The organism is Ruegeria sp. YKSD163, assembly GCF_059612905.1.
Genome location: NZ_JBXWRM010000008.1, coordinates 190,278 through 212,520 on the forward strand (window position 1 = coordinate 190,278; position 22,243 = coordinate 212,520).

The 22,243-nt window shown below is 61.5% G+C and carries 29 protein-coding genes and 1 tRNA gene; 15 read left to right on the plus strand and 15 right to left on the minus strand.

Annotated elements, in window-relative coordinates; translation table 11 throughout:
* Positions 1 to 39 precede the first annotated feature (39 nt).
* The 14 genes from AC2FNA_RS12795 (at position 40) to AC2FNA_RS12860 (ending at position 8,324) form a co-directional block, all read left to right on the plus strand.
* Complete coding sequence (locus tag AC2FNA_RS12795) at positions 40 to 822, plus strand: ABC transporter ATP-binding protein (RefSeq protein ID WP_496827131.1); 783 nt, start codon at positions 40 to 42, stop codon at positions 820 to 822.
* A 32-nt stretch (positions 823 to 854) separates the two neighbouring features.
* Positions 855 to 1,625 (plus strand): transporter substrate-binding domain-containing protein, encoded by a 771-nt coding sequence (locus AC2FNA_RS12800; RefSeq protein ID WP_496827076.1) that lies wholly within the window; start codon positions 855 to 857, stop codon positions 1,623 to 1,625.
* A gap of 9 nt (positions 1,626 to 1,634) precedes the next feature.
* Positions 1,635 to 2,387 (plus strand): ABC transporter permease, encoded by a 753-nt coding sequence (locus tag AC2FNA_RS12805; RefSeq protein ID WP_234140126.1) that lies wholly within the window; start codon positions 1,635 to 1,637, stop codon positions 2,385 to 2,387.
* Positions 2,384 to 3,172 (plus strand): ABC transporter permease, encoded by a 789-nt coding sequence (locus AC2FNA_RS12810; RefSeq protein WP_496827078.1) that lies wholly within the window; start codon positions 2,384 to 2,386, stop codon positions 3,170 to 3,172. The genes AC2FNA_RS12805 and AC2FNA_RS12810 overlap by 4 nt, the downstream gene beginning before the upstream one ends.
* Positions 3,173 to 3,250: 78 nt before the next feature.
* Complete coding sequence (locus AC2FNA_RS12815; RefSeq protein WP_496827080.1) at positions 3,251 to 3,730, plus strand: UPF0262 family protein; 480 nt, start codon at positions 3,251 to 3,253, stop codon at positions 3,728 to 3,730.
* A 3-nt stretch (positions 3,731 to 3,733) separates the two neighbouring features.
* Positions 3,734 to 4,192 (plus strand): arsenate-mycothiol transferase ArsC, encoded by a 459-nt coding sequence (locus AC2FNA_RS12820; protein WP_144084117.1) that lies wholly within the window; start codon positions 3,734 to 3,736, stop codon positions 4,190 to 4,192.
* Entirely contained in the window at positions 4,189 to 4,587 is a 399-nt protein-coding gene (locus tag AC2FNA_RS12825) for a ketosteroid isomerase-related protein (protein WP_496827082.1), read from the plus strand. The genes AC2FNA_RS12820 and AC2FNA_RS12825 overlap by 4 nt, the downstream gene beginning before the upstream one ends.
* Positions 4,580 to 5,173 carry a GNAT family N-acetyltransferase gene (locus AC2FNA_RS12830; protein ID WP_496827084.1) on the plus strand — a complete coding sequence of 198 codons (594 nt, stop codon included), beginning with the start codon at positions 4,580 to 4,582 and terminating at the stop codon, positions 5,171 to 5,173. Before AC2FNA_RS12825 ends, AC2FNA_RS12830 begins: the two co-directional genes overlap by 8 nt.
* Positions 5,174 to 5,197: 24 nt before the next feature.
* On the plus strand, positions 5,198 to 6,094 hold the full coding sequence (locus tag AC2FNA_RS12835) for a carbon-nitrogen hydrolase family protein (RefSeq protein ID WP_496827086.1): 897 nt from the start codon (positions 5,198 to 5,200) through the stop codon (positions 6,092 to 6,094).
* A 70-nt stretch (positions 6,095 to 6,164) separates the two neighbouring features.
* Entirely contained in the window at positions 6,165 to 6,383 is a 219-nt protein-coding gene (gene infA / locus AC2FNA_RS12840) for a translation initiation factor IF-1 (protein ID WP_005978431.1), read from the plus strand.
* A gap of 10 nt (positions 6,384 to 6,393) precedes the next feature.
* Positions 6,394 to 6,972 carry a Maf family protein gene (locus tag AC2FNA_RS12845; RefSeq protein ID WP_496827088.1) on the plus strand — a complete coding sequence of 193 codons (579 nt, stop codon included), beginning with the start codon at positions 6,394 to 6,396 and terminating at the stop codon, positions 6,970 to 6,972.
* Complete coding sequence (locus AC2FNA_RS12850) at positions 6,969 to 7,991, plus strand: ribonuclease E/G (RefSeq protein ID WP_496827090.1); 1,023 nt, start codon at positions 6,969 to 6,971, stop codon at positions 7,989 to 7,991. Before AC2FNA_RS12845 ends, AC2FNA_RS12850 begins: the two co-directional genes overlap by 4 nt.
* Positions 7,988 to 8,170 carry a DNA gyrase inhibitor YacG gene (locus AC2FNA_RS12855; protein ID WP_496827092.1) on the plus strand — a complete coding sequence of 61 codons (183 nt, stop codon included), beginning with the start codon at positions 7,988 to 7,990 and terminating at the stop codon, positions 8,168 to 8,170. Before AC2FNA_RS12850 ends, AC2FNA_RS12855 begins: the two co-directional genes overlap by 4 nt.
* A gap of 79 nt (positions 8,171 to 8,249) precedes the next feature.
* Positions 8,250 to 8,324 (plus strand) — tRNA-Phe (locus tag AC2FNA_RS12860).
* Between the two features lie 41 nt (positions 8,325 to 8,365).
* On the opposite strand, the gene AC2FNA_RS12865 is transcribed toward AC2FNA_RS12860, so the two are convergent.
* The 10 genes from AC2FNA_RS12865 to AC2FNA_RS12910 form a co-directional block, all read right to left on the minus strand.
* A complete protein-coding gene (locus AC2FNA_RS12865; RefSeq protein ID WP_496827094.1) occupies positions 8,366 to 9,457 on the minus strand; it encodes a tyrosine-type recombinase/integrase in 1,092 nt (363 codons plus the stop codon).
* Positions 9,457 to 9,708: a hypothetical protein gene (locus AC2FNA_RS12870; RefSeq protein ID WP_496827096.1), complete on the minus strand. Its 252-nt coding sequence runs from the start codon at positions 9,706 to 9,708 to the stop codon at positions 9,457 to 9,459. The genes AC2FNA_RS12865 and AC2FNA_RS12870 overlap by 1 nt, the downstream gene beginning before the upstream one ends.
* Positions 9,686 to 10,489, minus strand: coding sequence for a hypothetical protein (locus AC2FNA_RS12875; protein ID WP_496827098.1), 804 nt, complete (start codon positions 10,487 to 10,489; stop codon positions 9,686 to 9,688). Before AC2FNA_RS12875 ends, AC2FNA_RS12870 begins: the two co-directional genes overlap by 23 nt.
* Before the next feature lie 82 nt (positions 10,490 to 10,571).
* Positions 10,572 to 11,633: a phage portal protein gene (locus tag AC2FNA_RS12880; RefSeq protein WP_496827100.1), complete on the minus strand. Its 1,062-nt coding sequence runs from the start codon at positions 11,631 to 11,633 to the stop codon at positions 10,572 to 10,574.
* 2 nt (positions 11,634 to 11,635) lie between these two features.
* Entirely contained in the window at positions 11,636 to 12,166 is a 531-nt protein-coding gene (locus AC2FNA_RS12885) for a hypothetical protein (RefSeq protein ID WP_496827102.1), read from the minus strand.
* 1 nt (position 12,167) lies between these two features.
* Positions 12,168 to 12,728: an HK97 family phage prohead protease gene (locus AC2FNA_RS12890; protein ID WP_496827104.1), complete on the minus strand. Its 561-nt coding sequence runs from the start codon at positions 12,726 to 12,728 to the stop codon at positions 12,168 to 12,170.
* On the minus strand, positions 12,728 to 13,984 hold the full coding sequence (locus AC2FNA_RS12895; protein ID WP_496827105.1) for a phage major capsid protein: 1,257 nt from the start codon (positions 13,982 to 13,984) through the stop codon (positions 12,728 to 12,730). The genes AC2FNA_RS12890 and AC2FNA_RS12895 overlap by 1 nt, the downstream gene beginning before the upstream one ends.
* The gene (locus AC2FNA_RS12900) at positions 13,977 to 14,318 is read right to left on the minus strand and encodes an HNH endonuclease (RefSeq protein ID WP_496827107.1); all 342 of its coding nucleotides are present in this window, start codon (positions 14,316 to 14,318) and stop codon (positions 13,977 to 13,979) included. Before AC2FNA_RS12900 ends, AC2FNA_RS12895 begins: the two co-directional genes overlap by 8 nt.
* Positions 14,311 to 14,667, minus strand: coding sequence for a hypothetical protein (locus AC2FNA_RS12905; RefSeq protein ID WP_496827109.1), 357 nt, complete (start codon positions 14,665 to 14,667; stop codon positions 14,311 to 14,313). Before AC2FNA_RS12905 ends, AC2FNA_RS12900 begins: the two co-directional genes overlap by 8 nt.
* Positions 14,658 to 16,172: a terminase TerL endonuclease subunit gene (locus AC2FNA_RS12910; protein ID WP_496827111.1), complete on the minus strand. Its 1,515-nt coding sequence runs from the start codon at positions 16,170 to 16,172 to the stop codon at positions 14,658 to 14,660. Before AC2FNA_RS12910 ends, AC2FNA_RS12905 begins: the two co-directional genes overlap by 10 nt.
* A 35-nt stretch (positions 16,173 to 16,207) precedes the next feature.
* Between AC2FNA_RS12910 and AC2FNA_RS12915 the strand changes: the two genes are divergently transcribed.
* Positions 16,208 to 16,597, plus strand: coding sequence for a hypothetical protein (locus AC2FNA_RS12915; protein WP_496827113.1), 390 nt, complete (start codon positions 16,208 to 16,210; stop codon positions 16,595 to 16,597).
* A 230-nt stretch (positions 16,598 to 16,827) separates the two neighbouring features.
* Here the strand turns inward: AC2FNA_RS12915 and AC2FNA_RS12920 are convergent, their stop codons facing one another.
* The 5 genes from AC2FNA_RS12920 to AC2FNA_RS12940 all read right to left on the minus strand — a co-directional run bounded on the left by AC2FNA_RS12920 (position 16,828) and on the right by AC2FNA_RS12940 (position 22,197).
* Positions 16,828 to 18,096: a virulence-associated E family protein gene (locus AC2FNA_RS12920; RefSeq protein WP_496827115.1), complete on the minus strand. Its 1,269-nt coding sequence runs from the start codon at positions 18,094 to 18,096 to the stop codon at positions 16,828 to 16,830.
* Positions 18,096 to 18,482: a hypothetical protein gene (locus AC2FNA_RS12925; protein WP_496827117.1), complete on the minus strand. Its 387-nt coding sequence runs from the start codon at positions 18,480 to 18,482 to the stop codon at positions 18,096 to 18,098. The genes AC2FNA_RS12920 and AC2FNA_RS12925 overlap by 1 nt, the downstream gene beginning before the upstream one ends.
* A complete protein-coding gene (locus tag AC2FNA_RS12930; RefSeq protein WP_496827119.1) occupies positions 18,479 to 18,733 on the minus strand; it encodes a hypothetical protein in 255 nt (84 codons plus the stop codon). Before AC2FNA_RS12930 ends, AC2FNA_RS12925 begins: the two co-directional genes overlap by 4 nt.
* Positions 18,733 to 19,056 (minus strand): hypothetical protein, encoded by a 324-nt coding sequence (locus AC2FNA_RS12935; protein WP_496827121.1) that lies wholly within the window; start codon positions 19,054 to 19,056, stop codon positions 18,733 to 18,735. Before AC2FNA_RS12935 ends, AC2FNA_RS12930 begins: the two co-directional genes overlap by 1 nt.
* Positions 19,057 to 19,335: 279 nt before the next feature.
* On the minus strand, positions 19,336 to 22,197 hold the full coding sequence (locus AC2FNA_RS12940; RefSeq protein WP_496827123.1) for a calcium-binding protein: 2,862 nt from the start codon (positions 22,195 to 22,197) through the stop codon (positions 19,336 to 19,338).
* Positions 22,198 to 22,243: the final 46 nt, after the last annotated feature.

The window sequence follows — 22,243 nt, forward strand, 5'->3', positions numbered from 1 at the left end:
CCGGAAAGTCAGGGGGATGGCGTGACAGCAACGCAGGAACTGACGTCCGACGCGGGGGCCGCCAGCGATTTGGCGGGGACATTGCTGATCGAGGATCTGCATAAATCCTTTGGCGATCTCGAAGTGCTCAAGGGCGTGTCGCTGACCGCGAACCGGGGCGATGTGATCGCGATCATCGGCGGCTCGGGCTCGGGCAAGTCGACCATGCTGCGCTGCATCAACTTTCTGGAAACTCCCAGCTCGGGCCGGATCGTGATCGGCGGCGAGGAAATCCGCATGCGTGCCGATGGCACCGCTGCCGACCGCAAGCAGTTGGAGCGGGTGCGCACCCGGCTGGCGATGGTGTTCCAGTCGTTCAACCTGTGGACCCACCGCACCCTGCTGGAAAACGTGATCGAAGTGCCCGTGCATGTGCTGAAAGTGCCGCGCGCGCAGGCGATCGAAAAGGCGCGCGCCCTGCTTGCGCGCGTGGGCCTGGGCGAGAAAGAGGACACCTATCCGCTGTTCCTCTCCGGGGGTCAGCAGCAACGCGCGGCCATCGCGCGCGCTCTGGCGGTCGACCCGGCGGTGATGCTGTTTGACGAGCCGACCTCGGCGCTGGACCCCGAACTGGTGGGTGAGGTGCTGGGCGTGATGCGCGACCTCGCCGCCGAGGGCCGCACCATGCTGGTGGTCACGCATGAGATGAATTTTGCCCGCGAGGTCGCCGACCATGTGGTGTATCTTTATCAAGGCCGGATCGAGGAACAGGGGCCACCCGACCAGATCTTTGGCAACCCGCAATCCGAGCGGCTGAAACAGTTTCTGAAATCCATCAACTGAACCCCAAGAATGAAAAACAGGGAGACCAACATATGAACATCAAGACATCGCTGCTGGCCGGTCTGGCCGCATTGGCCCTGAGCGCGGGCGCCGCGGCCGCCGAAGAGGTCAAGATCGGCATCGCGGCCGAACCTTATCCGCCCTTCGCCTCGCCCGATTCCGCGGGCAACTGGGTCGGCTGGGAGGTCGAGGTGATCGACGCCGTCTGCAAGGCCGCCGCACTGGATTGCGTGCTGACGCCGGTCGCATGGGACGGCATTATCCCCTCGCTGACCGGCAAGCAGATCGACGCCATCATGGCCTCGATGTCGATCACCGAAGAGCGGATGCAGACCATCGACTTCTCGAATCCCTATTACAACACGCCCGCCGTGATCGTGGCCGACAAATCGCTGGATATTGATGCGTCGCCCGCCTCGCTGGCTGGCAAGATCATCGGTGTGCAGGCATCGACCATCCACCAGGCCTATGCCAACGCGTATTTCGGCGATGCGGAAATTCGTGTCTACCAGACCCAGGACGAGGCCAATCAGGACCTTTATGCCGGTCGCATCGACGCGACCCAGGCCGACAGCATCGCCATGGCCGATTTTGTTGCCACCGATGCGGGCCAGTGCTGCGAGATCAAGGGCAACGTCGCCAATGACGAAGCGATCCTGGGCAAGGGCGTTGGCGCCGGAGTGCGCAAGGGCGACGATGCGCTGCGCGAGGCGCTGAACAAGGGCATCGCCGCGATCCTCGCCGATGGCACGCACGAGGCGATCACCGCGCGTTACTTCACCGCGCCCATCTACAGCGAATAATCGCAGTCGATGGAGGGGCTTCTGGACCTACTCGGCCTGGCGAAAAGCGCCGAGCTGTTGTCGCTGTCGCCGCCGGGCTGGGGGATGAACCTGCTGCGCGGTCTGGGCAAATCGCTCCAGATCGCGTTCGGGGCCTTCGGGTTCGGTCTGGTGATCGGGCTGTTCGGAGCCTATGGCAAGCTTTATGGCGGGCCGGTCATTCGTGACCTGCTCGCCATTTACACCACCGTTGTCCGGGCCGTGCCCGAACTGGTGCTGATCCTCATTCTCTATTTCGTCGGCACCGACCTGATCAACCGCGCGTCCGAGGCGCTTGGATATGGCCGGGTCGAGATCAGCGGCGTGGCCGCCGGTATCTGGGTGCTGGGCGTGGTGCAGGGCGCCTATTCGACCGAGGTGCTGCGCGGTGCCATTCTGGCGGTGCCGCAGGGCCAGATCGAGGCGGCGCGCGCCTTTGGCATGCCGCCGGTGATGCTGATGCGGCGGGTGACCATTCCGGCAATGCTGTCCTTTGCCCTGCCGGGGCTGGCGAACCTGTGGCTGATCGCCACCAAGGATACAGCGCTGTTGGCGGTTGTGGGCTTTAGCGAGCTGACGCTGGAAACCCGGCAGGCGGCGTCGAGCACGCGGGCTTATTTCACCTTTTTCCTCGCCGCAGGCGCGCTGTACCTGATGGTGACGCTGATGTCGTCCGCGCTGTTCCAGCTGCTTGAGCGGCGGTCGCGGCGCGGGCAGCCCTCTCTCAAGGGGGCGGGCCGATGATGCGGTTGATCCGTCCAATGCTGATGCCGCACCGGCTGGTGCTGATTGCTCTGGCCGTGGCGCTGGCGGTCTGGTGCGCCCTGACGCTGCGCTGGGATTGGCTGCCGAAGTATCTGCCGCTCGCGATGGAGGGGCTGTGGCGCACGGTCTGGCTGCTGGTGGCAAGTACATTCCTGGGTTTCCTGCTGGCGGTGCCGTTGGGCTTTGCCCAGGCGGTGGGGCCTTGGTATCTTGCCGTTCCGGCGCGGGTGTTCTGCACCCTGATCCGGGGCACGCCGCTGCTGTTGCAGATCTGGCTGCTCTACTATGGGCTGGGGTCGGTCTTTCCCCAGATCGACGGCATTCGCGACAGCGTTCTGTGGCCCTATCTGCGGCAGGCCTGGCCCTATGCGCTGCTGGCGCTGACGCTGTCCTTTGCCGGGTACGAGGGTGAGGTGATGCGCGGGGCCTTCTCGGGCGTCAACCGAGGCCAACTGGAGGCCGCGCGCTCGTTCGGGATGCCTCGTTTCACCCTTTTCCGTCGCATCTGGCTGCCACAGGCGATCAACAACGTGCTGCCGACGCTGGGGGGCGAGACCATCCTGCAACTGAAGGCAACGCCGCTGGTGGCGACGATCACGGTGGTCGAGATCTTCGCGGTGTCGTCGCGGGTACGGCAGGACACGTTCGTGATCTACGAACCGCTCCTGTTGCTGGCGCTGGTCTATATGGTCATCGCGGGGCTGATCGCGCTGGCGTTTCGTTGGCTGGAAAACCGGGTGCCGACGCGTCGACCGGGGAACTGATCGCGCATCGCGACACGTTGCCCATCGCAAACCCATGGTGTAGGTCTGTCCCGATCTATCGAACAGGCACCCGTGACGATGAGCCGTATTTCTCATATCGAGCTGGATGACAGCAACCTTCCCCCGCCCACGCCCGAGATCGAGCAGGAGCGCAAAGTCGCGATCTATGATCTGCTGGAGGAGAACAGCTTTGCCCTTCCGGCACGCGACGACCGCGTGGTGCCAGACGGACCCTACCGGGTGAACCTGTCGATCCGCGACAAGCGGCTGGTCTTTGATATCCAGACCGAGGACGAAGAGAAGGCGGCAGAATTCCACCTGTCGCTGGGTCCATTCCGCCAGGTGGTCAAGGATTACTTCCAGATCTGCGAAAGCTATTTCAACGCGGTCAAGACCCTGCCGCCCAGCCAGATCGAGACCATCGACATGGCCCGGCGCGGCATCCACAACGAGGGCAGCCGGGTGTTGCAGGAACGGCTGGAGGGCAAGGCCGAGATCGACACCGACACCGCGCGCCGCCTGTTCACCCTGATCTGCGTTTTGCATTTCGGGGGCTGAATGGTGCATCCGCTTCCGCAGTCGGTCCTGTTTTGCTGCGACCACAACGCGGTCCGCTCGCCCATGGCGGAAGGCATCATGAAGAAATTCTATGGCACCGGCACCTATGTGCAATCTGCCGGTGTTCATAACGACATGGAAATCGACGGGTTCTGCATCGCCGTCTGCCAGGAGATCGACGTCGAACTGGCGCGCCACCGGTCGCGATCCTTCGACATGATGCAGGAATGGGGTGACGACCTCAGCTCTTTCGATCTGGTGGTGGCGCTGTCGCCCGCCAGCCAGCGCCGGGCGCTGGAACTGACCCGTTTTTTTCACCTCGATGTCGAATATTGGCCAATTATGGACCCAACCGGACTGGGTGAGACGCGGGCGGAGAAGCTACACCACTATCGTCAGACCCGCGATCAGATCATCAAACATCTGAAAGAGCGCTGGGGAGAGCCAACGGAGAGATCATGAGCGAGACCGTCAAACGCTATTTCGACGCCTTCAACGCAGGCGATGTACAGGGCATGCTGGACTGCCTGTCCGACGACGTGGCCCATCACGTGAACGAGGGGCAAATCCGTGTTGGTAAAGAGAAATTCGCCGATTTCTGCGCCCATATGAACCGCTGCTACAAAGAGTTGTTGACCGAAATCGTCGTGTTTGAGGCCGAGGGCGGCACCCGCGCGGCGGCGGAGTTCATCGTCAACGGGACCTATCTGCAAACCGATTCCGGCCTGCCCGAGGCACATGGCCAGACCTATCGTCTGCCTGCGGGGTCGTTTTTTACGCTGACGGGTGACAAGATCTCGCGGGTGACAACCTTCTACAACCTGGCCGATTGGGTGAAACAGGTCTCGAATGGCTGAGGTGACCGAGGTTCGGGTGCTGACCGGCGCGGCGCTGGACGCCGCGCTGGAGGATGTCGCCCGGCTGCGGATCGCGGTGTTCCGCGCCTGGCCTTACCTTTACGACGGCGACCTGGACTATGAGCGGGACTATCTGCAGGCCTATCGCAACAGCGACCGGGCCATCGTGGTCGGCGCCTTTGACGGCGACCGGTTGATCGGTGCCTCGACCGGCATGCCGCTGGCCGATCATGCCGATGATTTTGGTGCTGCCTTTGAAGGTACCGGTCTGACACTGGAGGAGGTGTTTTATTGCGCCGAATCCGTGCTGTTGCCCGAGTATCGCGGCCATGGTGTCGGGCACCGGTTCTTTGACCTGCGCGAGGACCATGCCCGCGCGCTAGGCTTTGCCAAATGCGCCTTTTGCGGCGTGCAGCGCCCCGTCGATCACCCGCTGAAGCCCGACAGCTATCGCCCGCTCGACGCGTTCTGGCGCGGGCGGGGGTACGAGAAACTGCCCGGAGCGGTGGCGCATTTCAGCTGGAAAGACCTGGATCAGGACTACGAGACCGACAAGCCGCTGCAATTCTGGATACGGGATCTCTGATCCAATGCCCTGGAAGGTTGACATATGAAAATCGCCACCGCCGCCTATCCGCTCGACTGGCTCGACAGCTGGGCGCAATACGAGGACAAGCTGGCCCATTGGGTATCCGAGTCCGCCGGACAAGGGGCCGACCTGCTGGTCTTCCCTGAATACGGCGCCATGGAGCTGAGCACGTTGGCCGGGCCTGCGGTCGCTGCCGACCTCGAAGGGTCGATCCGCGCGGTCAGCGAGCGGATGGAAGACGCCGCCGCCCTGCATTTGAAACTGGCCGCTGAACATGGCGTGCATATCCTGGGTGCGTCGGCGCCGGTTGATCCCGGTGCAGGTCGTCCGGTGAACCGGGCGGAACTCTACACGCCCGACGGCGGACGTGACCATCAGGACAAACAGATCATGACCCGGTTCGAGCGCGAGGATTGGGACATCGCACCCGGCGGGCCGCTGAAACTGTTTGATACCGCTCTGGGCCGGATCGGTATTCTGATCTGTTATGACAGCGAGTTTCCCCTGCTGGGCCGTGCTCTGTCCGAGGCCGATATCCTGCTGGTCCCGTCCTGTACCGAGGCATTGGCGGGATACAGCCGGGTGCGGATCGGCGCGATGGCGCGGGCTCTGGAAAACCAATGCGTGACCGTCATGTCCTCGCTTGTGGGTGACAACGATTGGTCCGAGGCGGTGGACCGCAATACCGGCATGGGCGGCATATTCGGCCCGCCTGACAAGGGTTTTCCCGGCACCGGCATTCTGGCCGAAGGGCAGATGAACCGGCCTGGATGGACCTATGCCGAGGTCGACCTGTCAGCCATCGCCCATGTACGTGCCGATGGCGGTGTCCTGAACCGTAGCCATTGGGTCGAACAGGACGGGCGGGTCGGTTCGGTCACAAACTCTTGCCTGCGCGCAAAAGCACCCTTGAATTAGGGGGGAAATGAGCGCATTTAAGCGCCAGTGCCTGCGGATTCCGCGGGCTAAACGTAATGATGGAGACAACATGGCCAAGGAAGATACGCTCGAATTTCCCGGTGTCGTGAAGGAACTCCTGCCCAATGCGACGTTCCGGGTCGAGCTTGAAAACGGCCATGAGATCATCGCGCATACGGCAGGCAAGATGCGCAAGAACCGCATCCGTGTTCTGGCTGGCGACAAGGTGCAGGTCGAGATGACCCCCTATGATCTGACCAAGGGTCGGATCAACTACCGCTTCAAGTAACGCCTTTCGCATGGCGTTCATTCTCGGATCGGGCAGCCCAAGGCGGCTGGACCTGCTGGCGCAGCTTGGCATCACGCCAGATGCCGTGCGCCCACCCGAGATCGACGAGACTCCTGCCAAGGGCGAGTTGCCCCGCGCTTATTGCACCCGCATCACCCGTGAGAAGGTGGCCGCCGTCGAGGCCGGGCCGGACGATATCGTGCTTTGCGCCGATACAACCGTCGCGCTTGGCCGTCGTATCCTAGGCAAACCGGCAGACGCGGGAGAGGCGGCCGAGTTCCTGCATGCGCTGTCCGGGCGCCGGCATCGCGTGATCACCGCTGTGGCGGTCCGACGTGGCGACCGCCTGTGGGAGCGGGACGTGGTGAGCCAGGTCAAGGTCAAGCGCCTCTCGGATGTCGAGGTGAATAGATATCTCGCCACCGGCGATTGGAAGGGCAAGGCAGGGGCTTATGCCATTCAGGGCCCGGCGGGCGCGCTCGTTCCCTGGATCTCGGGCTCGTTCAGCGCAATCGTCGGGCTGCCCCTGGCCGAAACCGCCGCCCTGCTGGCTGCTGCGGGTCATCCCAAATTCAAAGGTGACATATGAAGGGCTGTACCATTGTTCTGGACCATGTCGCAGGTCGCGAGGCCGCGGCCCTGATGGTCGATGGCCAGCTGGACGATTTCCTGATCGCCAGCGATGCGCCGCCCCCCGGAACCATCTATCGCGCCCGCGCCGATCGACCGGTCAAGGGGCAGGGCGGCATGTTCCTGACTACCCCCGATGGCCCGGCCTTTCTGCGCCAGGTCAAGGGGCTGGCCCCCGGTGCCCATCTGCTGGTGCAGGTCACCGGCTATGCGGAGCCGGGCAAGGCGATTCCGGTTACGGCTAAGCTATTGTTTAAAAGTCGCTATTCCATCGTCACGCCCGAGGCGCCGGGGCTGAATCTATCGCGTAGCATCCGCGATGAGGCCGAGCGAGACCGCCTGTTGGAAATCGCTCATGATGTGATGGAGGGCCATGGCTTTGGCCTGATCCTGCGCTCGTCTTGTGCCGAGGTCGCGGCCGAGGTGATTGCCGAGGATATCGAGGCGATGATCTCTCAGGCCCGGCAGGTGCTGGAGGATGACGGCAAAGGTTGCGAGACCCTGATCGAAGGCGACGGACCGCATGTTCTGGCCTGGCGCGACTGGACCGATCCGGCCGAAGTGGTGACCGAGGCGGGCGGGTTCGAGGATCATGGCGTGCTCGACGCGCTGGAGCAGGTGCGCGGCATCGCCGAGCCACTGCCGGGCGGCGGCCACCTCTATATCCAGCCCACCCGCGCGCTTGTGGCGGTGGATGTGAATACCGGCAGCGATACCTCGCTGGCGGCGGGTCAAAAGGCCAATTTTGCCTGCGCGAAACTGCTGCCGCGCGCCCTGCGCGTGCGGGGCTTGGGCGGCCAGATCACGCTGGATCTGGCGCCTATGGCCAAGAAGGACAGGCGCGGGTTCGAAGCCGCCCTGCGGGCCGCGTTGAAGGCCGATAGCGAAGAGACGACCCTAGCGGGCTGGACCCCTCTGGGCCATTACGAGCTTCAACGCAAGCGCGGCCGGGTGCCGGTGTCGGAGGCGCTGTCATGAGTTGCCCGATCTGCGGGTCCGAGACCGTTCCCGCCTATCGTCCCTTCTGCTCGAAACGATGTGCCGACCTTGATCTGGCCAAGTGGCTGAACGGGTCCTACGCGATCCCGTCTTCGTCTGAAGAGGAAGACGAAGCCCTTGGTGACGAGGCCGAAACTCAGGCCAAGCTGCGGCACTGAAAAAACTTGAAAAAGCCTCTGGACACCGCCTCAGCCACGTCCTAGAAGGCCTCCACCCAGCGGCAGACGCCGTTCCCGTGCCCGGGTAGCTCAGGGGTAGAGCAGTGGATTGAAAATCCTCGTGTCGGTGGTTCGATTCCGCCCCCGGGCACCATTCAAACGCTTGATATTGCTCGGTATTCATTCTTGAGCCTCTCAGGGTTTGACAGTTTTCTTGAAGGGTTTGACAACTTTTGATCGGCGTTCGTTCTCCTTTTCGAGTGTTTCCATCGTGATCCGGTTGCGGTCCGCAAGGTTGGCGGACCGGGAATAGTGGCGGGCCATCGACGGGGTTTTCTGCCCCAGCAGGTCCGCAATCTGACGTTCCTCAAGTCCCGCCTCTCGTAGCGTCGTGGCCACGGTATGCCGCAGCCCCTTGAGGGTCAGACCGGGTTGCACGGCTTCCTCAGCTTCCAGCTTTTTCTTGAAGCGGTGCCAGACCGTCGAAAAGCCGTTGTAGGTCCAGGGCTTCCCCGTGGACGTGGCAAGGATCGTCACCGAGTCGTGGGCCGGTGCAGCGTCCAGAGCCGCTTGCAGAGTCGGGCCGATAGGAATGGCGACCTCTTGCCCCGTCTTGCCCCGGACGCCCCAGATCGTGTTGCCGTCGATCTGGCGACGGGTCAGCTTGAGCGCGTCGGACGGATCAAGGCCGGTGTTCATAATCAGGGCGACCGCCACCCGGACATGAGGCGCGGCCCGATCCAGCACAACGGCGCGTTCCTCGACCGCCCAGGGCCGGTTGGCATAGGGCCGATCTTTCGGGCGCGGCTTGGGAATGACGCCCGCCGCATAGTCACGGTCGATCAGCCCGCGCGGAATGGCATAGCGGAAAACTTGGCTCAGGAAGGTGCGCACCATGTTTGCCCGCCGCCAGCCGATCTTGCCTGCCGCCTTGTCATGGATACCCGACACAAGGGGCGTCGTGATCGCGGAAACGGGCGTTTCGCGGATCGGGTGCAGAAAGTCAGCGCACTTGCGATAGTCGCGCTTTGTAGCGTCCGCCAGATTGCCAAAGTGCTCAGTCTGGAAATAGGCATTGACCAGCCCGCCAAGCGTTCCCGGCTTGGGGGCTTGCGCCTTCCTCGCCTCGGAAATGGCCGCAATGCGGGTGCATTCCGCGAAAAACTCAGCCGATCCCAACGGGGTCTTTTCCAGGTCGATCTTGTGGCCCGTGGCGCGATGATAGCAGCGCGGTTTCCCGTGCCGGTCATCGAATATCTTGAAGCCCTTTACCCTGATCCGCGTCATTACAGCTTGCCAAGAATGATGTCTTGCGTCGCCATCTCAGCCCCTTCCTTCATCGCATCAATCCACTTGTCCAGGTCGCGCTTGTCCCAAAGGATCGTGCCGGGGCGCATCTCGACCGGCTGGACCGGGCATGTCGCCTTGAAGTGCTTGACGGGCAGGCCGGTATAATCCGCCGCCTCAGCCTGTTTCAGCATCCGCTTTTCAATGACGCTGATATTGAGGTTTGCATTAGCCATCGGCTTCTTCTCCACCCGAACGCCCGCACCGCTTCAACCGCTCGCGTTCATGCTTGTCGTGCAGTTCAAGGAACCGTTCGCCGCCCCGGTATCCCTCGCCCACAATCACAAGTTCATCGCCTTGGATTTCGCTGCCCTGCATTTCTAGCAGTTCGTCGGTCTCGTCCTCAGTCAGCCCCACATACACCCATCGACCGGACGGGGATTTTTCCCATGCGCGAAAGAAATTGGATGCGGGGCCATAAGGATTCGGCTCGGGCTTCGGATCAGGAGCCGTGAAGTCCGGCACTTCCTCGTCGGCAATCATCGCCTCAAGCTGCGCCTTCACTTGGTCAATCAGACGGTCAACGTCCAAAAGATGAACCGCCACGGGTAGCACCGGCTCTTTTTCCATTTCGTTGAAAAGATGCGTGACCGCCCAATCATCACTATCGTGCATCGGGTAGGTCGCAATCATCAGCCCGCTTTGCCAATGCCCGCCCCGAATGGACCGATTGAGCGCGCGGCGTTCCACAGAATCCGCAAGGGTGCGAACCCACCTTTGCGGAAAGCCGATCCGGGTCATGGCATATGCCGCTGCAATCATCAGCACTTGGCCGCCGGTGAACACGCGGCGGCGTCCGGTGCCGGGGTTCACATGCGGCCCGATCAGACGGACCAGATCGCGCTTCGGATTGACGAAGTGCTCAAGCGCCTTGGGCGTGGTGCCGGTGATCTTGCACACGTCCGACACAAGAAATTGCGGATGCGTCCAAATCCGTTGCGCCGCCTGCATGTCAAAGATTTCGTCGCTCATCGCCAAAGTCCCGCGTCGTGGTGCTTTACCTTAAACACCATGCTGCGGGGCTTGTAAAGCCCCACGGTGCGGGGTTTTGGGATTAGTTGGCGATTTCATTCCCCCAATCGACCACCCGCAGAGCATCGGACGGATCAACGCCCGCCTCTTTCGCTTGCGCCAGAGCGCCCACAATCGCCGTGATTGCCCGCGCCCGTCCGCCTGCATCAAAGGCTTGAAGGGGCCGCATCACGTCCAGCGTGACCGCCGATCCCAGCTTGTCCGTCGCTTCCTCGGCAATGCCCGTGGCGATAGGTTGCAGCACCCACTGCGCCAAATGGCGTTGGCTTTCGCGCACCATCGGCCCGGTTGTGGCGGGTGCGGTCAGACCGGGCAGAACGCCAAAGGCCATGTTGATCGCATCGCGCGCCGCCGCCAGCGTCTCGCGCGTCATGGCTTTCGACAGGTCCGGGGAAAGATCGTGGGGCTTCCAGTCCTGCATCGGGGCCGGTCCGCCCGCCGCCGCCACGTTGACGGATTCACGGATCAGCACCTTGCCCCGGTTGCCCCGGAACCCGCGCGCCATCGCTTCCAGGTCGGTTTGCGGTGCCTCGGGGAACGGGACGATCTGACTGGCCAGCGGGGCCGTCTCATAGACCTCGGCAAGCGCCGTCTCGACCGCATTCAAAAGCCCCGCCGTCAGTTGCGCCCGCTTGAGCGGGGCCGTGCCATAGTAGGGCGCGGACACGTCGCATCCGATCCGAAAGTGCAAGACCTCAGCCGCCAGCGCGGTTTCAGACCGTCCGCCACCCGCCTCGGATACGGACACCCGGTAAGCCGTGGGCCGTCCGTCACGGGTGCGAAGATCCCAATCGGAACACGGGACAAGCCCCGCGTCACGGATCAGGAATAGCGCCTCGCCCCGCAGGGCCAGAGACCGCGCACAGAGCGTCAGGGACCGCCGGTCCAGTAGATCGGTGCCCGACACATCGGCAAGCCCTAGACCGCCCTCCCAGAGCGTCACCGCGCCTTGCGCCGTGGCCGTCAGTTCGGCAATGCCGCGCCGCCCGCTGATATAGCTTTCGCGCGCCGCCATGATCTCAGCCGTGAAGCCCGATCCGCTGGACCGGGTTTCCTCAGCCGTCTTTCGCTTGAATGGCCACATGCTCAGGCCCTCCTTTTGTAAGGCCGCAGCAGGTCCGCCGCGCCGCTCAGTTCCATTGCGCGCGCCACCCAGGCCGGGTTGCGCTGATAGCTTTCCTCGATCGCGCCACCCATGTTGACGGAATAGCTGGACACGCCCGCCCGATCCGTTGCTTCCGTCAGGTATTCGGCAAGCCGCCGGAACGCCTCAGAGACAGCCCCCGGAACGTCGCCGCCCCCCACGTCCGCCGTGATCCGGTAAACGCCATCGAAGGGCAGGCAGATGCCGAGAGGCCCATCCTCAAGGATCAGCGCCTCCCACTGGTCGCCCCAGAAATGCGCCTCTCGCGCGACGACCGGCTGCAACGGAGGCTCCCATTCGCCCCCACCCTCGACCGTCCAGACCACTTCCCGCACCATCCAGCGCATCCGGCAATAAGCCTCGATCCGCTGCCAGAGCGCCGCTTGATCCAGCATCGCCGCCGGAACGCTCAGGCCCGTGATGTTCGGATAGCTGGCCGGGATTGCCTCGACCTCTTTCAGTGTCACCGCCATGTCAGAGCCTCCACCGATTGAGCGCATGGGCAAGCGTCCGATCCTCGACCGCCGCGCATGGCGTCCAGTTGCGCGCCTCGATCTGCGCTTGGGGATAGGCGGGAAGCGTGACGGCGCTGATTTCCGCTAGGAGCGCTTCCCGGATTTCACGTAAGATGCCGTCAGGCGTCCGCCACACCTCTGCTCCGCCATCACGCACCACAAAGCCGGGCGAAATGCCGCCGACAAGACCCGCCTCCAATGCGCCTAGGAAGTCCCGGACATAGCCCACCTCGGCAAGCTGTGGAGAAATGCGCGCCTCAAAGGTTAAGGCGTCCGCACCATCTTGCACCGTCAGAGTGCCAGCGCTTCGCGAGGCCAGAGGCCGGTCAAAATCGTGATGCACCAGCAAGTGAATATTGCCGGTTGAAGCACTGCCACCGAACGCAAAAGGACGGAATACCTCCCGTTTTCCCTTAGATATTTCGGTTTCAACCCCATAGGGGAAACGCCCAGCCAGACGGGTTTCCCCGCCTGACAAGGTGCGGACCTCAAGCCCGCCTTTGGAACCGGCCCAGAGCATCACTGAATGCCCGTCAGGATTCGGGTTTGCACCGCGCGTGAAATGGTCACGTCCATCGTGGCCAGCGCCGTGAGCCGCAGCCCGCCCGATTGCGCGTCCGAATACGGATCGCGGATCAGGTCGATTGCGCCCCAGGTGCCCACGAAGAACGGGGGAACACCGCCCGCCGTGGTCGTCAGAACCGCGCTTGTCTCCGCCGGATCGCCCGTCGGATCGGCAAGGGCGTTGTGCGACATGACCACCGCGCCCAGAGCCTCGGACATGCGGTCCCACTCGAAGCGGGTACCAGCATCGCCCGTCATCAGATTGTCCAGCGTATCCCAGACCTCGGGGCGGATCAGCGCCCGCACATCGCCGGGGCCGGTCGCAGCGTTGCCAGTGATGAAGCTGACCACCTCGGACCGGAACGCCGCCCAGCTTGCAGCCGCGTCCACCGCCGTTTCAGTGATGCCCCACGCCGACGCACCCGCGAAAAGCCCGGTAGGCTCGCCCGCCGATCCGCTGCCCAGGAACACGGCACGGTCAAGGGCTTCCTCGATAGCGCCGTTCATGTCGCGCCGCACCGCTTGCTCAAGACCGCTGCCGGATTGCTTGAGCGTCTTTCGCGTGATGCGCATCTGGACGCCCAAGTTGTGATCCGGCTTCAAGGGCCGATCAACGGTCGTGTAGGCACTCGGGCCGGTCACGTTGCCGGTTTCCGAAGTCGCCCACCCCGCCGTTACGCTGGACGTGGCAACGGGATATTCGACCTCGCCCACGCCCACGTTGACCATCTGGCCACCCATGCGGGCCGCGACCGATCCCGCGAAAAGCCGCTCGATGATCGGCGCGGTGCGGATCGGATCGGGGGTGCCGCCCGCCACGGTTTCACCGGCCCGGATTTCCAGGGCTTCCCACGGCACCGGAACGCCGCGATAGCCGCCACGCGACCGCAGTTCGGTGACGATCTCGCCCGTCTTGCCGTCCAGGGCGCGGCCCTCGTCCAGAGCCAGCGCCACTTGGCGCATTTCAAAGCCCGCCATGATCTCGGACCATTCCCGGCTGGACCGGGTTTCCAGATCGGCCCCGGCTTCCCGGCGTTCGGTGTCCTCGGCCACCAGCGCCGCGCGATAACGGGTTTCATTGGACCGATATTCGCGGTCCATTTCATCCATCTGGCGGGTTTCATCCTCGGACGGCTTGTCCTTGCCGACCAGTTCCGAAAGCGTCTGGCGGATTTCGCTTTGCCGCCGTGCGATTTTGACAGAATCAAGCATCTGATTTCCTTTCGTGCTCGATAGGGTTTCGGCCCGTTTGTCGGACCAGCTTTTTCCACGCCTCACGGGCGGGGTCGGGTCGGCCTAAGCCGATCTCGATTCGGGTCTTGCGGGAATGACAGCGCCCGCAGAGCGTTTGCAGATTGGACAGCGACCACGCCAAATCAGGCCGGTCCCGGACCGGCTCGATATGGTCGATCTCAAGCCGGTGCCGGTTGCCGCACTGGACGCATTGCCAATCGTCGCGCTCTAGCGCCTGCATCCGCAAAGCCTTCCAGCGCGGGCCGCGCGTGATCCGCCGGGAATGGCGGGCGTATTCCTTCCGATCAGTCATCCCGCACCTGCAATTCCCAGAAAATGACCTCGCCAGCGGGGGCCAGCGGGGAAACGCGGATTGTCCGAAATTCGGTGCCTTCCATGCGCACCCGATCCTCGGTCGTGGGCGTGATCGCCAAGCCCTCGACCGCAATCAGAATGCGTTGATCGCCCACCCCCAGCAGACCGCCCGCGATAAGTTGCAGCTCGATTGCGTAGGTTGCGGACATGGCAACAGCCGCGTAGGCCGTGACCGGCCCCGGCTCAAAGCCGCCAAAGCCATCCGGCACCCCCGGACCTTCCCGCAAGATTTCGATTGCGCGACCGTGTTTCGCTATCAGCCGCGATGCAGTTTCCTTCATCCCCATGCGATGCGCCCCCCTTTGTGAGCGGGGCGGCCCATCATCCGGGCACCCTCAGCGACCGCCAGCACCGTTGCCGCTGCCGCGTCGATCCGGCCTGTGGACCGCGCCTTTGCCAGTTTCAGATTGTTCGCCGGGTCACGCAGGCAGACCGCATCCGCGAAAGCGGACCGCAGCAGCAGAGACGGGGCGGTTTTCACCTTGCCGTCATAGGCCGCGCGCCGGAAACGCTCGCAATCCTCGCCGCCGTCCTTGAAGCCTTGGCCGCGCCAGATGATCGGGCACCGGATGCCCGCCCGGTCTATCGCCTCTCCAAGTTCGGCTTGCTTGTATCGGTCCGCCGTGATCGCCGCGACCGGCTCGCCTTCCACATGCGCCATGACCTCGACCAGCCAGGGCGCGACGGGAACCGTCTGATCGCCAAGGGTGGACAACTCGCCCCGGTCCTGCATTTCGACATAGCGACCGGACACGCCGTCATTCTGGCCACGGTCCAGCAGGGAAGGCTTTGACGGGAAGGTGCCCAGAGCCTCAAGCCGCCCCGTCTCGGGCCAGTAGAACGCCGCCGCCGTCATGCTGGCAGAGCCGCCCAGGTCGATCCCGATGACCACCTGACCTTGCCGGGGTGGCAAGTCCGCCGTCTCGCAGGACAGCCATTCATCGACCGTCAACAGCAGGTCGCGGGTTTCACCGCTGACACGCTCATTGCGGTTGTAGAGCCGGAAACTTGTCAGGGTCGATCCGCCCCGCGCAATCGCCCGCCGCGCCTGTCCTTGCAGCCATTCAAGGCTTGAGCCGATCCCGTATGCCGCGCCGGGGTTGGCCAGCTTGAGGCTTTCCAGATCGTCCGCAGGAAGGCCGGGGGCGGGTCGATGCTCTTGGCGATAGACGCCCTCTTGTTCCTCATCCAGCCAGACGGAAAACGGGTGCACATCGTCCGCCGCGCTTGTGCTGATAATCAGCGCCCGCCCGCCACGCTTGCCCAGACCGGACAACAGGGCGTGTTCCAGGGCATCCCCCTGATCCGCCTGCCAATGCCCGCGCTCATCCATCAAGACCAGCGTCGGGGCCGATCCCAAAGCCGTCTTGCCGTCCGCCGCAATGGCCCGGACGAAGTGTCCGCCGCCGTCACCGTCATACTCGACCTCAAGCCTGGGGCTGCGCCGGATCGTGAAGGCCGCTTGCTCATCCTCGGGAAGCGACCGGATGAAGCCCACCACGAAGTCAAAGGCGATGCGCGCCTGATCCCGCGTCCGGGCCGCTATCAGGATTTCCCGCCGGGGCTGACGATCCCAGACGCCTTTGACCGCGCCGAGGGCGATGCCCGCCGACAGAGCCGTTTTCGCGTTGCCCCTGCCGATGCTCAGACAGGCGACGTTCACGCCGTCCGCCAGGGCACCCTTGACGAATTGCTTTTGGAACGGGGCCAGCTTCACCGCCTGACCGGCTTTCGGCCCCTCGGGGATGCTCAGGCTTTCAAGGAAGCGGATTGCCTTGGTGGATGCCTTCATGCGAACGTCCCCTCAAAAGATAAGAGGGTTTCTTGATGCGGCTTCCCGCAGTTTTTTTCTTGGCTGTAATGGGCACTTTTTCCTATGCTCAAGACATGAGCACAGGGACATTCCTTTATGTGGACGCTTGCGAAAGACATCGCGTCCAGATCGCGGAGATGACTAGGGGTGCGGGTGCAAACAGCAATAAAATCTTCGAGTTCGCGTTCTTTATTGAAGCGACAGCATACATCAACGCTTACAATCTTTACACGGGGATTTATCAGAGCCGTGATGAGACTCTCGAATACGTATTGGAAAAATGTGCCGAAGACCCGACTCAAACAATCGGCGGAATCCTCTATGATCGGTTCCTTATTGATCAAGCTCTGAAAGAGCTTGAACGCCGCAGAAGTGAGGACAACCCACAATCCCAGCGTGACTGAACGACTGCACAGCGCGAAAGCGCAAGTCAGCCCCCCGGCTTCCTGCCCACTCGGAACCGGGGGCATTGGGACCAGATCAGCAATGAACATCGCGGGTGAGGCGGTGAGGATAGTGAGGGTGTTTTCTATAAATTCCCCTGTAATCCCTATATGACTATATATCAGACACTTAGCCTGTTTCCCGAGTTGCGATAGATATTGCCTCACCGTCCTCACTATCCTCACCATCATCACCGCACCCTCACCGCATCCTCACCCGGCACATAGCGGGCCGCGCCTTTACTTTCCCCCGAGGTGATCCGGCCCGCGCGCGCCCATCCAAGCGCCACCAGTTCTTGCGTGACACGCCGCGCCAGCAGCGGCGTCATGTCAGAGGGCAGAACGCCCATCTCGCCCAGCACTTGTTTAGCCGTGACTTCCGTACGTCCTTGCACGGCGCGGGCTATATCCGCCCGCCACGGGTCGTCAGGGCGGCGCTCAGCAGCCTCAGCCTGCGCTTGGTCCGCAACCGCGCCTTCAAGCCACCAGCGTTCACCAGAGCGATAGAGGGCCACGGCCTCAGCCCATATCTGGTCACGGTCCCGCTCGATGCCGGGAACGTCGATCTCGCCCACCTTCACCGGCCAGAACCGCCGCCCGCCTGTCTCGTCGCGCTGCCAATCGTCCTTGTTCGTCGTGCCAGCGAATACGCAGCGGCGCGGCTCCGATACTTCCTCGCGTCCATAGGCAGGGCGGAACGTCTCCACCTGGCGGGTGATGAACGCCTTGATCGCGTCCACCTCTTTCCGCATGGCCTCAAGTTCGCCCACTTCGATAATCCAGCGGCCCCGCAGATAGGATTGCGCATCCTTGGTGCCCATCTGAGGCAGGGCGTCAGAGAACCAATCATCGCCTGCCAGAGCGGCCAGCGCCGACGATTTCCGCCGCCCTTGCGCCCCTTCCAGCACCAGCATGTGATCCGCCTTGCATCCGGGCTTGAAGCCCCGCGCGACAGCAGAGACACACCAGCGCAAGCCCACTTCGGACGTGTAGGCGGTAGCCTCAGCCCCGCAATAGGTCGTTAGCCAAGACGCCAGCCGGGGCGTTTGGTCCCATTCAAGGCCGCTGAGATAGTCGTGCAGCGGGTCGAAAGACTGGTGACGGCACACCTTGCGCACCGCCCCCATGACGATTTCCATTGTCGCACGGGGGAAGCCGTTGCGGTTGAACCATGACTGAGCCGCCGCATAATCATCGTCCTCAATTGGACGGGGATAGGGGCCGCCCCCTTGGCCCGGAATTGCCCGCAACAGCACCCGGCGCACGGTAAATTCATTGAATGCCAGGACGCCGTGCCAATCGCCGTGGTCGGTCAACATCGTGATCGCGTTGGCCATGTTCCACATCGGACGGTCTTTGTCGTCGCGGATCAGGTCCAAGTCCTCGTGGCGATAGGTCAGGCCGCTTTTGCGTCCGTCGATCCGGCCCGCAATCACATCAAACGGGTTGTCTTTTGCCATCACGCAGCAGCCCTCCCCGCATAGTCGAGAAAGGCCCGCTTTTTGCCGCCTGACATAGCGTTGAAGATCGCCACCGCGTAAGCGTCCAGTTCGTCCGGGGTGGCCAGATCGGCCCAGAACGCCGCCTGATCCATGTAGTCAACGAGTGGGGCTTGAGGCTGGCCAGCACCAGCGCCAAGCGCCCCCTGGGCAACCGCGAGCGCGTTCTCAGTGTCCAGTGACTTTAGCGACATGAACGCCAGCGCCGCCCGCTCGCGTTCACTCAGACGCGCCCGCAAGATCACGGGCAGGCCAAACCAGGTTTCGGTTTCGTCCAGCCAAAGAGCGATGCCGATGGAGCGCGAAACCCTTTTGATGTTGTCGGGGATATGCTGCGAAATACTCACGCTTCACCCCCTTTCGGAGGTGCAAGGACGTGCCCTTGCAGCAAAGCGCCAGCTTGCGCTTTTTCAGTAGCAAGGGCATGCACAATGCCAGCACTGTCCAGAACGTAAGCCGCAATTTCGCGCAGCTTTTCGGCATCATCAGGGGACTTATCCGCTTTCGATGCCAGCCAATCTGCGATTTCCATTAGGGAAACGGCGCGACCTTCCAGATCAAGACGTAGACGCACCGGATAGTCATATTGATAGGTCATCACACGATCCCCCAGTGCATTGCCAAGATCGGGAAAAGTGCGATATACTCGGGGGTGAGATAGACGCTTACCACAACGTCTTTAGCCCCGGTTGCGATTGCCGTCGCGCCGGGGTTTTCGTTTGTCAGATCGGCCCGCGCCGGTTTGACATTTTCCGCGTAAGTATTTGATCCGCCGTCAGGGGTTTGACGTGCCGTGATCGCGTAAGTGCTTGCTTTGCCTTGAATAGCGCCGGATTGAAAATCCTCGTGTCGGTGGTTCGATTCCGCCCCCGGGCACCAGAGATCACTTGTCAAGGGACGGAAATCCGTCGTTTCTTCCATTCAAGAGCGCTCCGCTTTTGCAGTTGGAAGCGTGCAGGTACGTTGTGAACCTTCAAGCGCCTTACGGTGAAAACCCGTAAGGAACCCAACAGTTACCCCGGATCCTTTGCAGTGAACGGCGACTGTGCAAACCTCGGGTCAAAAACAGCTCAAAACCCAAGACTTTTTGAGCGGATTTTTGATACCTCAAGACGTCCGAAAATCGACGAGTAGAGAGTACGGCTCAAAAAAGACCGTTCTTTGAGCCAACCGTCCTGCCCTACATACTGGTTCTCACTGCTAGATCACGTTGAACACAAAGTCATCTACGCCCAGGCTCAATCCAACAAGGGTCATTGAATAATCAGAACTGTCGGAATGACTGAGCACAGTGTTGCCGTCCAAAAGCTCAATTGTCACACCATCTGCGCTCAGACCATTCAAGACGAAGGAGATTTCGTCGGCGGAAGCGTCAAAATCCTCAACGCTATCATGGCCGGTCGATCCGCCTCCGAACAAAAAGGTATCTGACCCTGCCCCGCCCCGCAGTATGTCATCGCCAGGGCCACCGTTGAGATAGTCATCTCCTGCTTGGCCGTTCATGGTGTCGTTACCGGACAAACCAAACAAGGAGTCATTTCCGTTATCACCAGACAATCGGTTGTCTTGACTATCACCGGTCAGAGTGTCGGCATACCGTGAGCCTGTGAGAGCCTCAAAATTCCGGAGAATTTCACCCTCAGCATCGCCTGTGAAGAAGGAATTGTCATGGGTCAGGCTGACCCAAACTGATGAGCCCGCTGAACTATAGTCCGCCGTATCGAAACCTTCGCCACCGTCTAGCCAGTCTGCACCATCATCACCGCGAACAATATCGTTCCCGGAACCGGCCCGGATGACGTCGCCACCTGCACCGCCGTAAATGCTGTCGTTGCCACCACCGCCATTGAGGACATCTGTTGAGCTTCCGCCATAGATTGCGTCGGCATCTTCAGAGCCGCGCACGAAACGTTCAGCGCCCGTTGCCTCGATTACCATGCTCGCGTCAAGGATGCTCTGTAAAATCTCTTCGTCAGTTGGTCGTACATACCCACCAAAAGGGTCCGACGGCGGCGGCAGGAAGTCGTCCAAGAAAATTTCCATCGCGGCAATTGCGGGGAACGAACTGTCAGGATTTCCCGCATAAGTGGACCGCTCGACCAGTATCCCGCTTGACGTCAACGTAATGCCAGCCAAGTCGTGGTCGAAGTTTACACCATCCGTATTGTAGAACAGCAGGATATCGCCTTCGTCGGGATTGAAATCCGTGATCCGGGTATTGCCGGACGTGTCGGTAATCTCGAACGCATCTGCGCCTGCTCCGCCGACCAAAGTGTCGCCACCAACGCCACCAAACAGGGTGTCGTTGCCGTTGCCGCCTTGGATCAGTTCGGTCGCGTCTGAGCCCCAGATGATGTCATTACCTTCGCCCCCGTCGATCGTCATGCTGACACCGGCCAGGCTGTAATCGGGGCTTGTCAGATCGATGATATCATCGCCGCCCAGGCCGCGAATTTCTTCGATATTCGCGAAACGCGCTGTGCTTTGGTTGCCAACGTAGTCCTCGGTCAAAGCTACAGAACTGTGGAAACCGGAATAGGCATCATGCAAGAAGAACGCGTCGCCTTCCTCGCTCAGTTGCACGACGTCGGCACCTTCCCCTCCGTCGGTCACCGCTTCGATGCGGACAAGACCTTCAAGGTTGATCCGAGCCTGGGTGCCCACCTGAGTATCCGAGCTAACATTGAATGCGACATAGCCTGCGCTGTGGTAGCTGTTGCCAGCGAGCGTAACGATGTCTTCACCCGCGCCAGCGCTGATTTGATCGGTTCCGACACCGTCGACGATTGTGTCCCGCCCATTGCCCCCATCAAGCTGATCCCCTTCTCGCCCCCCCTCTAAATGATCGTCTCCCTCGCCAGCGGTAACGAAAATCGCCCTGTTAGCTTCTGATGCATAAATTGCATCATTGCCATTCCCGGAAGAAAGATGGACCTCTTGAACGCTTGTTGAAGACGAATCGAACGACCCAATCTCAAAAGTGTCGGAGTATCTTGACGCATAAAGACGCAGGATTTCAATGTCTTCAATTACAACAGCGTCCTCGAAACCGTCTTGTGCACGTGAAGACACCCGCACAGGGCTGTTTGCCGTTACAGTTGTGGTAGAACCGCCTGACACATCCGTCGAGATCGCGATGTCTTCATCATCGCTTGATGTTCCGAAATATACTCTGTCATCGTTATCATCTGTGCCTAAGTCATCGGCCCAATCAGCAGCGCCGAAGTTAAAGAGAGCGGTTGACTGTGCGTGCGCACCATCATGACTTGGGCCAAAAGGCTGGTCGTCCTCTGTGAGCCACTCTAGGCCATCGGCGATTAGATCGAAGCTGAAATCAGCGGCGGACGAAACAAGCGGTGCCACAGCTTCAACAACTGGAGTGAACTGCTGTTGTAGCCAATCAACCACTGGAGAGATGAGTTCTCCAAATGCGTCGGTAACACCAACAATTACGATGACAACAACTCCAGCAGCTTTGCCATAGGGTTGTGGAATTCGGAGTAACCAAGCACCAAACGCTTCCCCTGCGGAAACCGCAGCAACGTCCTCCGCAAATTCAGCCGATTGCTCTAAGGTTGCGCCTTCAGCAATCATATATGCGCCTTCTGCACCTAAGACGCCATAACTGAAACCAAGGCCAATATCGCCAGCAGAGTTACCTACCCGACCTAAGAAATCTAGGTTTCTTTGCTGATCAACAATCAATGGGTCTTCGATTAGCCGAAAGTCTTGAAGTACAAAGCCTCGCTCAAATCCGTTCGGGTACGTCCCCGCATCAATGACGTAGGATTGACCCGGAACAGACTGATAAACGTCAAAAGAGTTTATTTGAGTTCGGGCTATCCCACCCGCTCCATCAAGCGTAGTGGCTATTGTGGATATTCCATTCCGTAACTCGTCAAACTCAGAGTCAGGATCATCGGTAACCGCTTCGCTGGTCACGGTCGCGCTGACCGACGCATTGAAGTCACCATCGTTGTCGATGGCGTTGAACCGGACCTCGTCGACACTGCCATCCGCACCAGCCACAAAGCGCCAGTTGCCGATATCGCCAATCGCCACCTCATCGTAGAGCTGGCCATCCGTCTGGCGCACGCCGTTGCGCGTG

What these genes read in the sequence shown, in the direction of transcription:
- AC2FNA_RS12800 (WP_496827076.1), top strand. Translation starts at nt 855, where the DNA reads ATGAACATCAAGACATCGCTGCTGGCCGGTCTGGCCGCATTGGCCCTG.
- AC2FNA_RS12805 (WP_234140126.1), top strand. Translation starts at nt 1,635, where the DNA reads ATGGAGGGGCTTCTGGACCTACTCGGCCTGGCGAAAAGCGCCGAGCTG.
- AC2FNA_RS12810 (WP_496827078.1), top strand. Translation starts at nt 2,384, where the DNA reads ATGATGCGGTTGATCCGTCCAATGCTGATGCCGCACCGGCTGGTGCTG.
- AC2FNA_RS12815 (WP_496827080.1), top strand. Translation starts at nt 3,251, where the DNA reads ATGAGCCGTATTTCTCATATCGAGCTGGATGACAGCAACCTTCCCCCG.
- AC2FNA_RS12825 (WP_496827082.1), top strand. Translation starts at nt 4,189, where the DNA reads ATGAGCGAGACCGTCAAACGCTATTTCGACGCCTTCAACGCAGGCGAT.
- AC2FNA_RS12830 (WP_496827084.1), top strand. Translation starts at nt 4,580, where the DNA reads ATGGCTGAGGTGACCGAGGTTCGGGTGCTGACCGGCGCGGCGCTGGAC.
- AC2FNA_RS12835 (WP_496827086.1), top strand. Translation starts at nt 5,198, where the DNA reads ATGAAAATCGCCACCGCCGCCTATCCGCTCGACTGGCTCGACAGCTGG.
- infA (WP_005978431.1), top strand. Translation starts at nt 6,165, where the DNA reads ATGGCCAAGGAAGATACGCTCGAATTTCCCGGTGTCGTGAAGGAACTC.
- AC2FNA_RS12845 (WP_496827088.1), top strand. Translation starts at nt 6,394, where the DNA reads ATGGCGTTCATTCTCGGATCGGGCAGCCCAAGGCGGCTGGACCTGCTG.
- AC2FNA_RS12850 (WP_496827090.1), top strand. Translation starts at nt 6,969, where the DNA reads ATGAAGGGCTGTACCATTGTTCTGGACCATGTCGCAGGTCGCGAGGCC.
- AC2FNA_RS12855 (WP_496827092.1), top strand. Translation starts at nt 7,988, where the DNA reads ATGAGTTGCCCGATCTGCGGGTCCGAGACCGTTCCCGCCTATCGTCCC.
- AC2FNA_RS12865 (WP_496827094.1), bottom strand. Translation starts at nt 9,457, where the DNA reads ATGACGCGGATCAGGGTAAAGGGCTTCAAGATATTCGATGACCGGCAC.
- AC2FNA_RS12875 (WP_496827098.1), bottom strand. Translation starts at nt 10,489, where the DNA reads ATGAGCGACGAAATCTTTGACATGCAGGCGGCGCAACGGATTTGGACG.
- AC2FNA_RS12880 (WP_496827100.1), bottom strand. Translation starts at nt 11,633, where the DNA reads ATGTGGCCATTCAAGCGAAAGACGGCTGAGGAAACCCGGTCCAGCGGA.
- AC2FNA_RS12885 (WP_496827102.1), bottom strand. Translation starts at nt 12,166, where the DNA reads ATGGCGGTGACACTGAAAGAGGTCGAGGCAATCCCGGCCAGCTATCCG.
- AC2FNA_RS12890 (WP_496827104.1), bottom strand. Translation starts at nt 12,728, where the DNA reads ATGCTCTGGGCCGGTTCCAAAGGCGGGCTTGAGGTCCGCACCTTGTCA.
- AC2FNA_RS12895 (WP_496827105.1), bottom strand. Translation starts at nt 13,984, where the DNA reads ATGCTTGATTCTGTCAAAATCGCACGGCGGCAAAGCGAAATCCGCCAG.
- AC2FNA_RS12900 (WP_496827107.1), bottom strand. Translation starts at nt 14,318, where the DNA reads ATGACTGATCGGAAGGAATACGCCCGCCATTCCCGGCGGATCACGCGC.
- AC2FNA_RS12905 (WP_496827109.1), bottom strand. Translation starts at nt 14,667, where the DNA reads ATGGGGATGAAGGAAACTGCATCGCGGCTGATAGCGAAACACGGTCGC.
- AC2FNA_RS12910 (WP_496827111.1), bottom strand. Translation starts at nt 16,172, where the DNA reads ATGAAGGCATCCACCAAGGCAATCCGCTTCCTTGAAAGCCTGAGCATC.
- AC2FNA_RS12915 (WP_496827113.1), top strand. Translation starts at nt 16,208, where the DNA reads ATGCGGCTTCCCGCAGTTTTTTTCTTGGCTGTAATGGGCACTTTTTCC.
- AC2FNA_RS12920 (WP_496827115.1), bottom strand. Translation starts at nt 18,096, where the DNA reads ATGGCAAAAGACAACCCGTTTGATGTGATTGCGGGCCGGATCGACGGA.
- AC2FNA_RS12930 (WP_496827119.1), bottom strand. Translation starts at nt 18,733, where the DNA reads ATGACCTATCAATATGACTATCCGGTGCGTCTACGTCTTGATCTGGAA.
- AC2FNA_RS12935 (WP_496827121.1), bottom strand. Translation starts at nt 19,056, where the DNA reads ATGGAAGAAACGACGGATTTCCGTCCCTTGACAAGTGATCTCTGGTGC.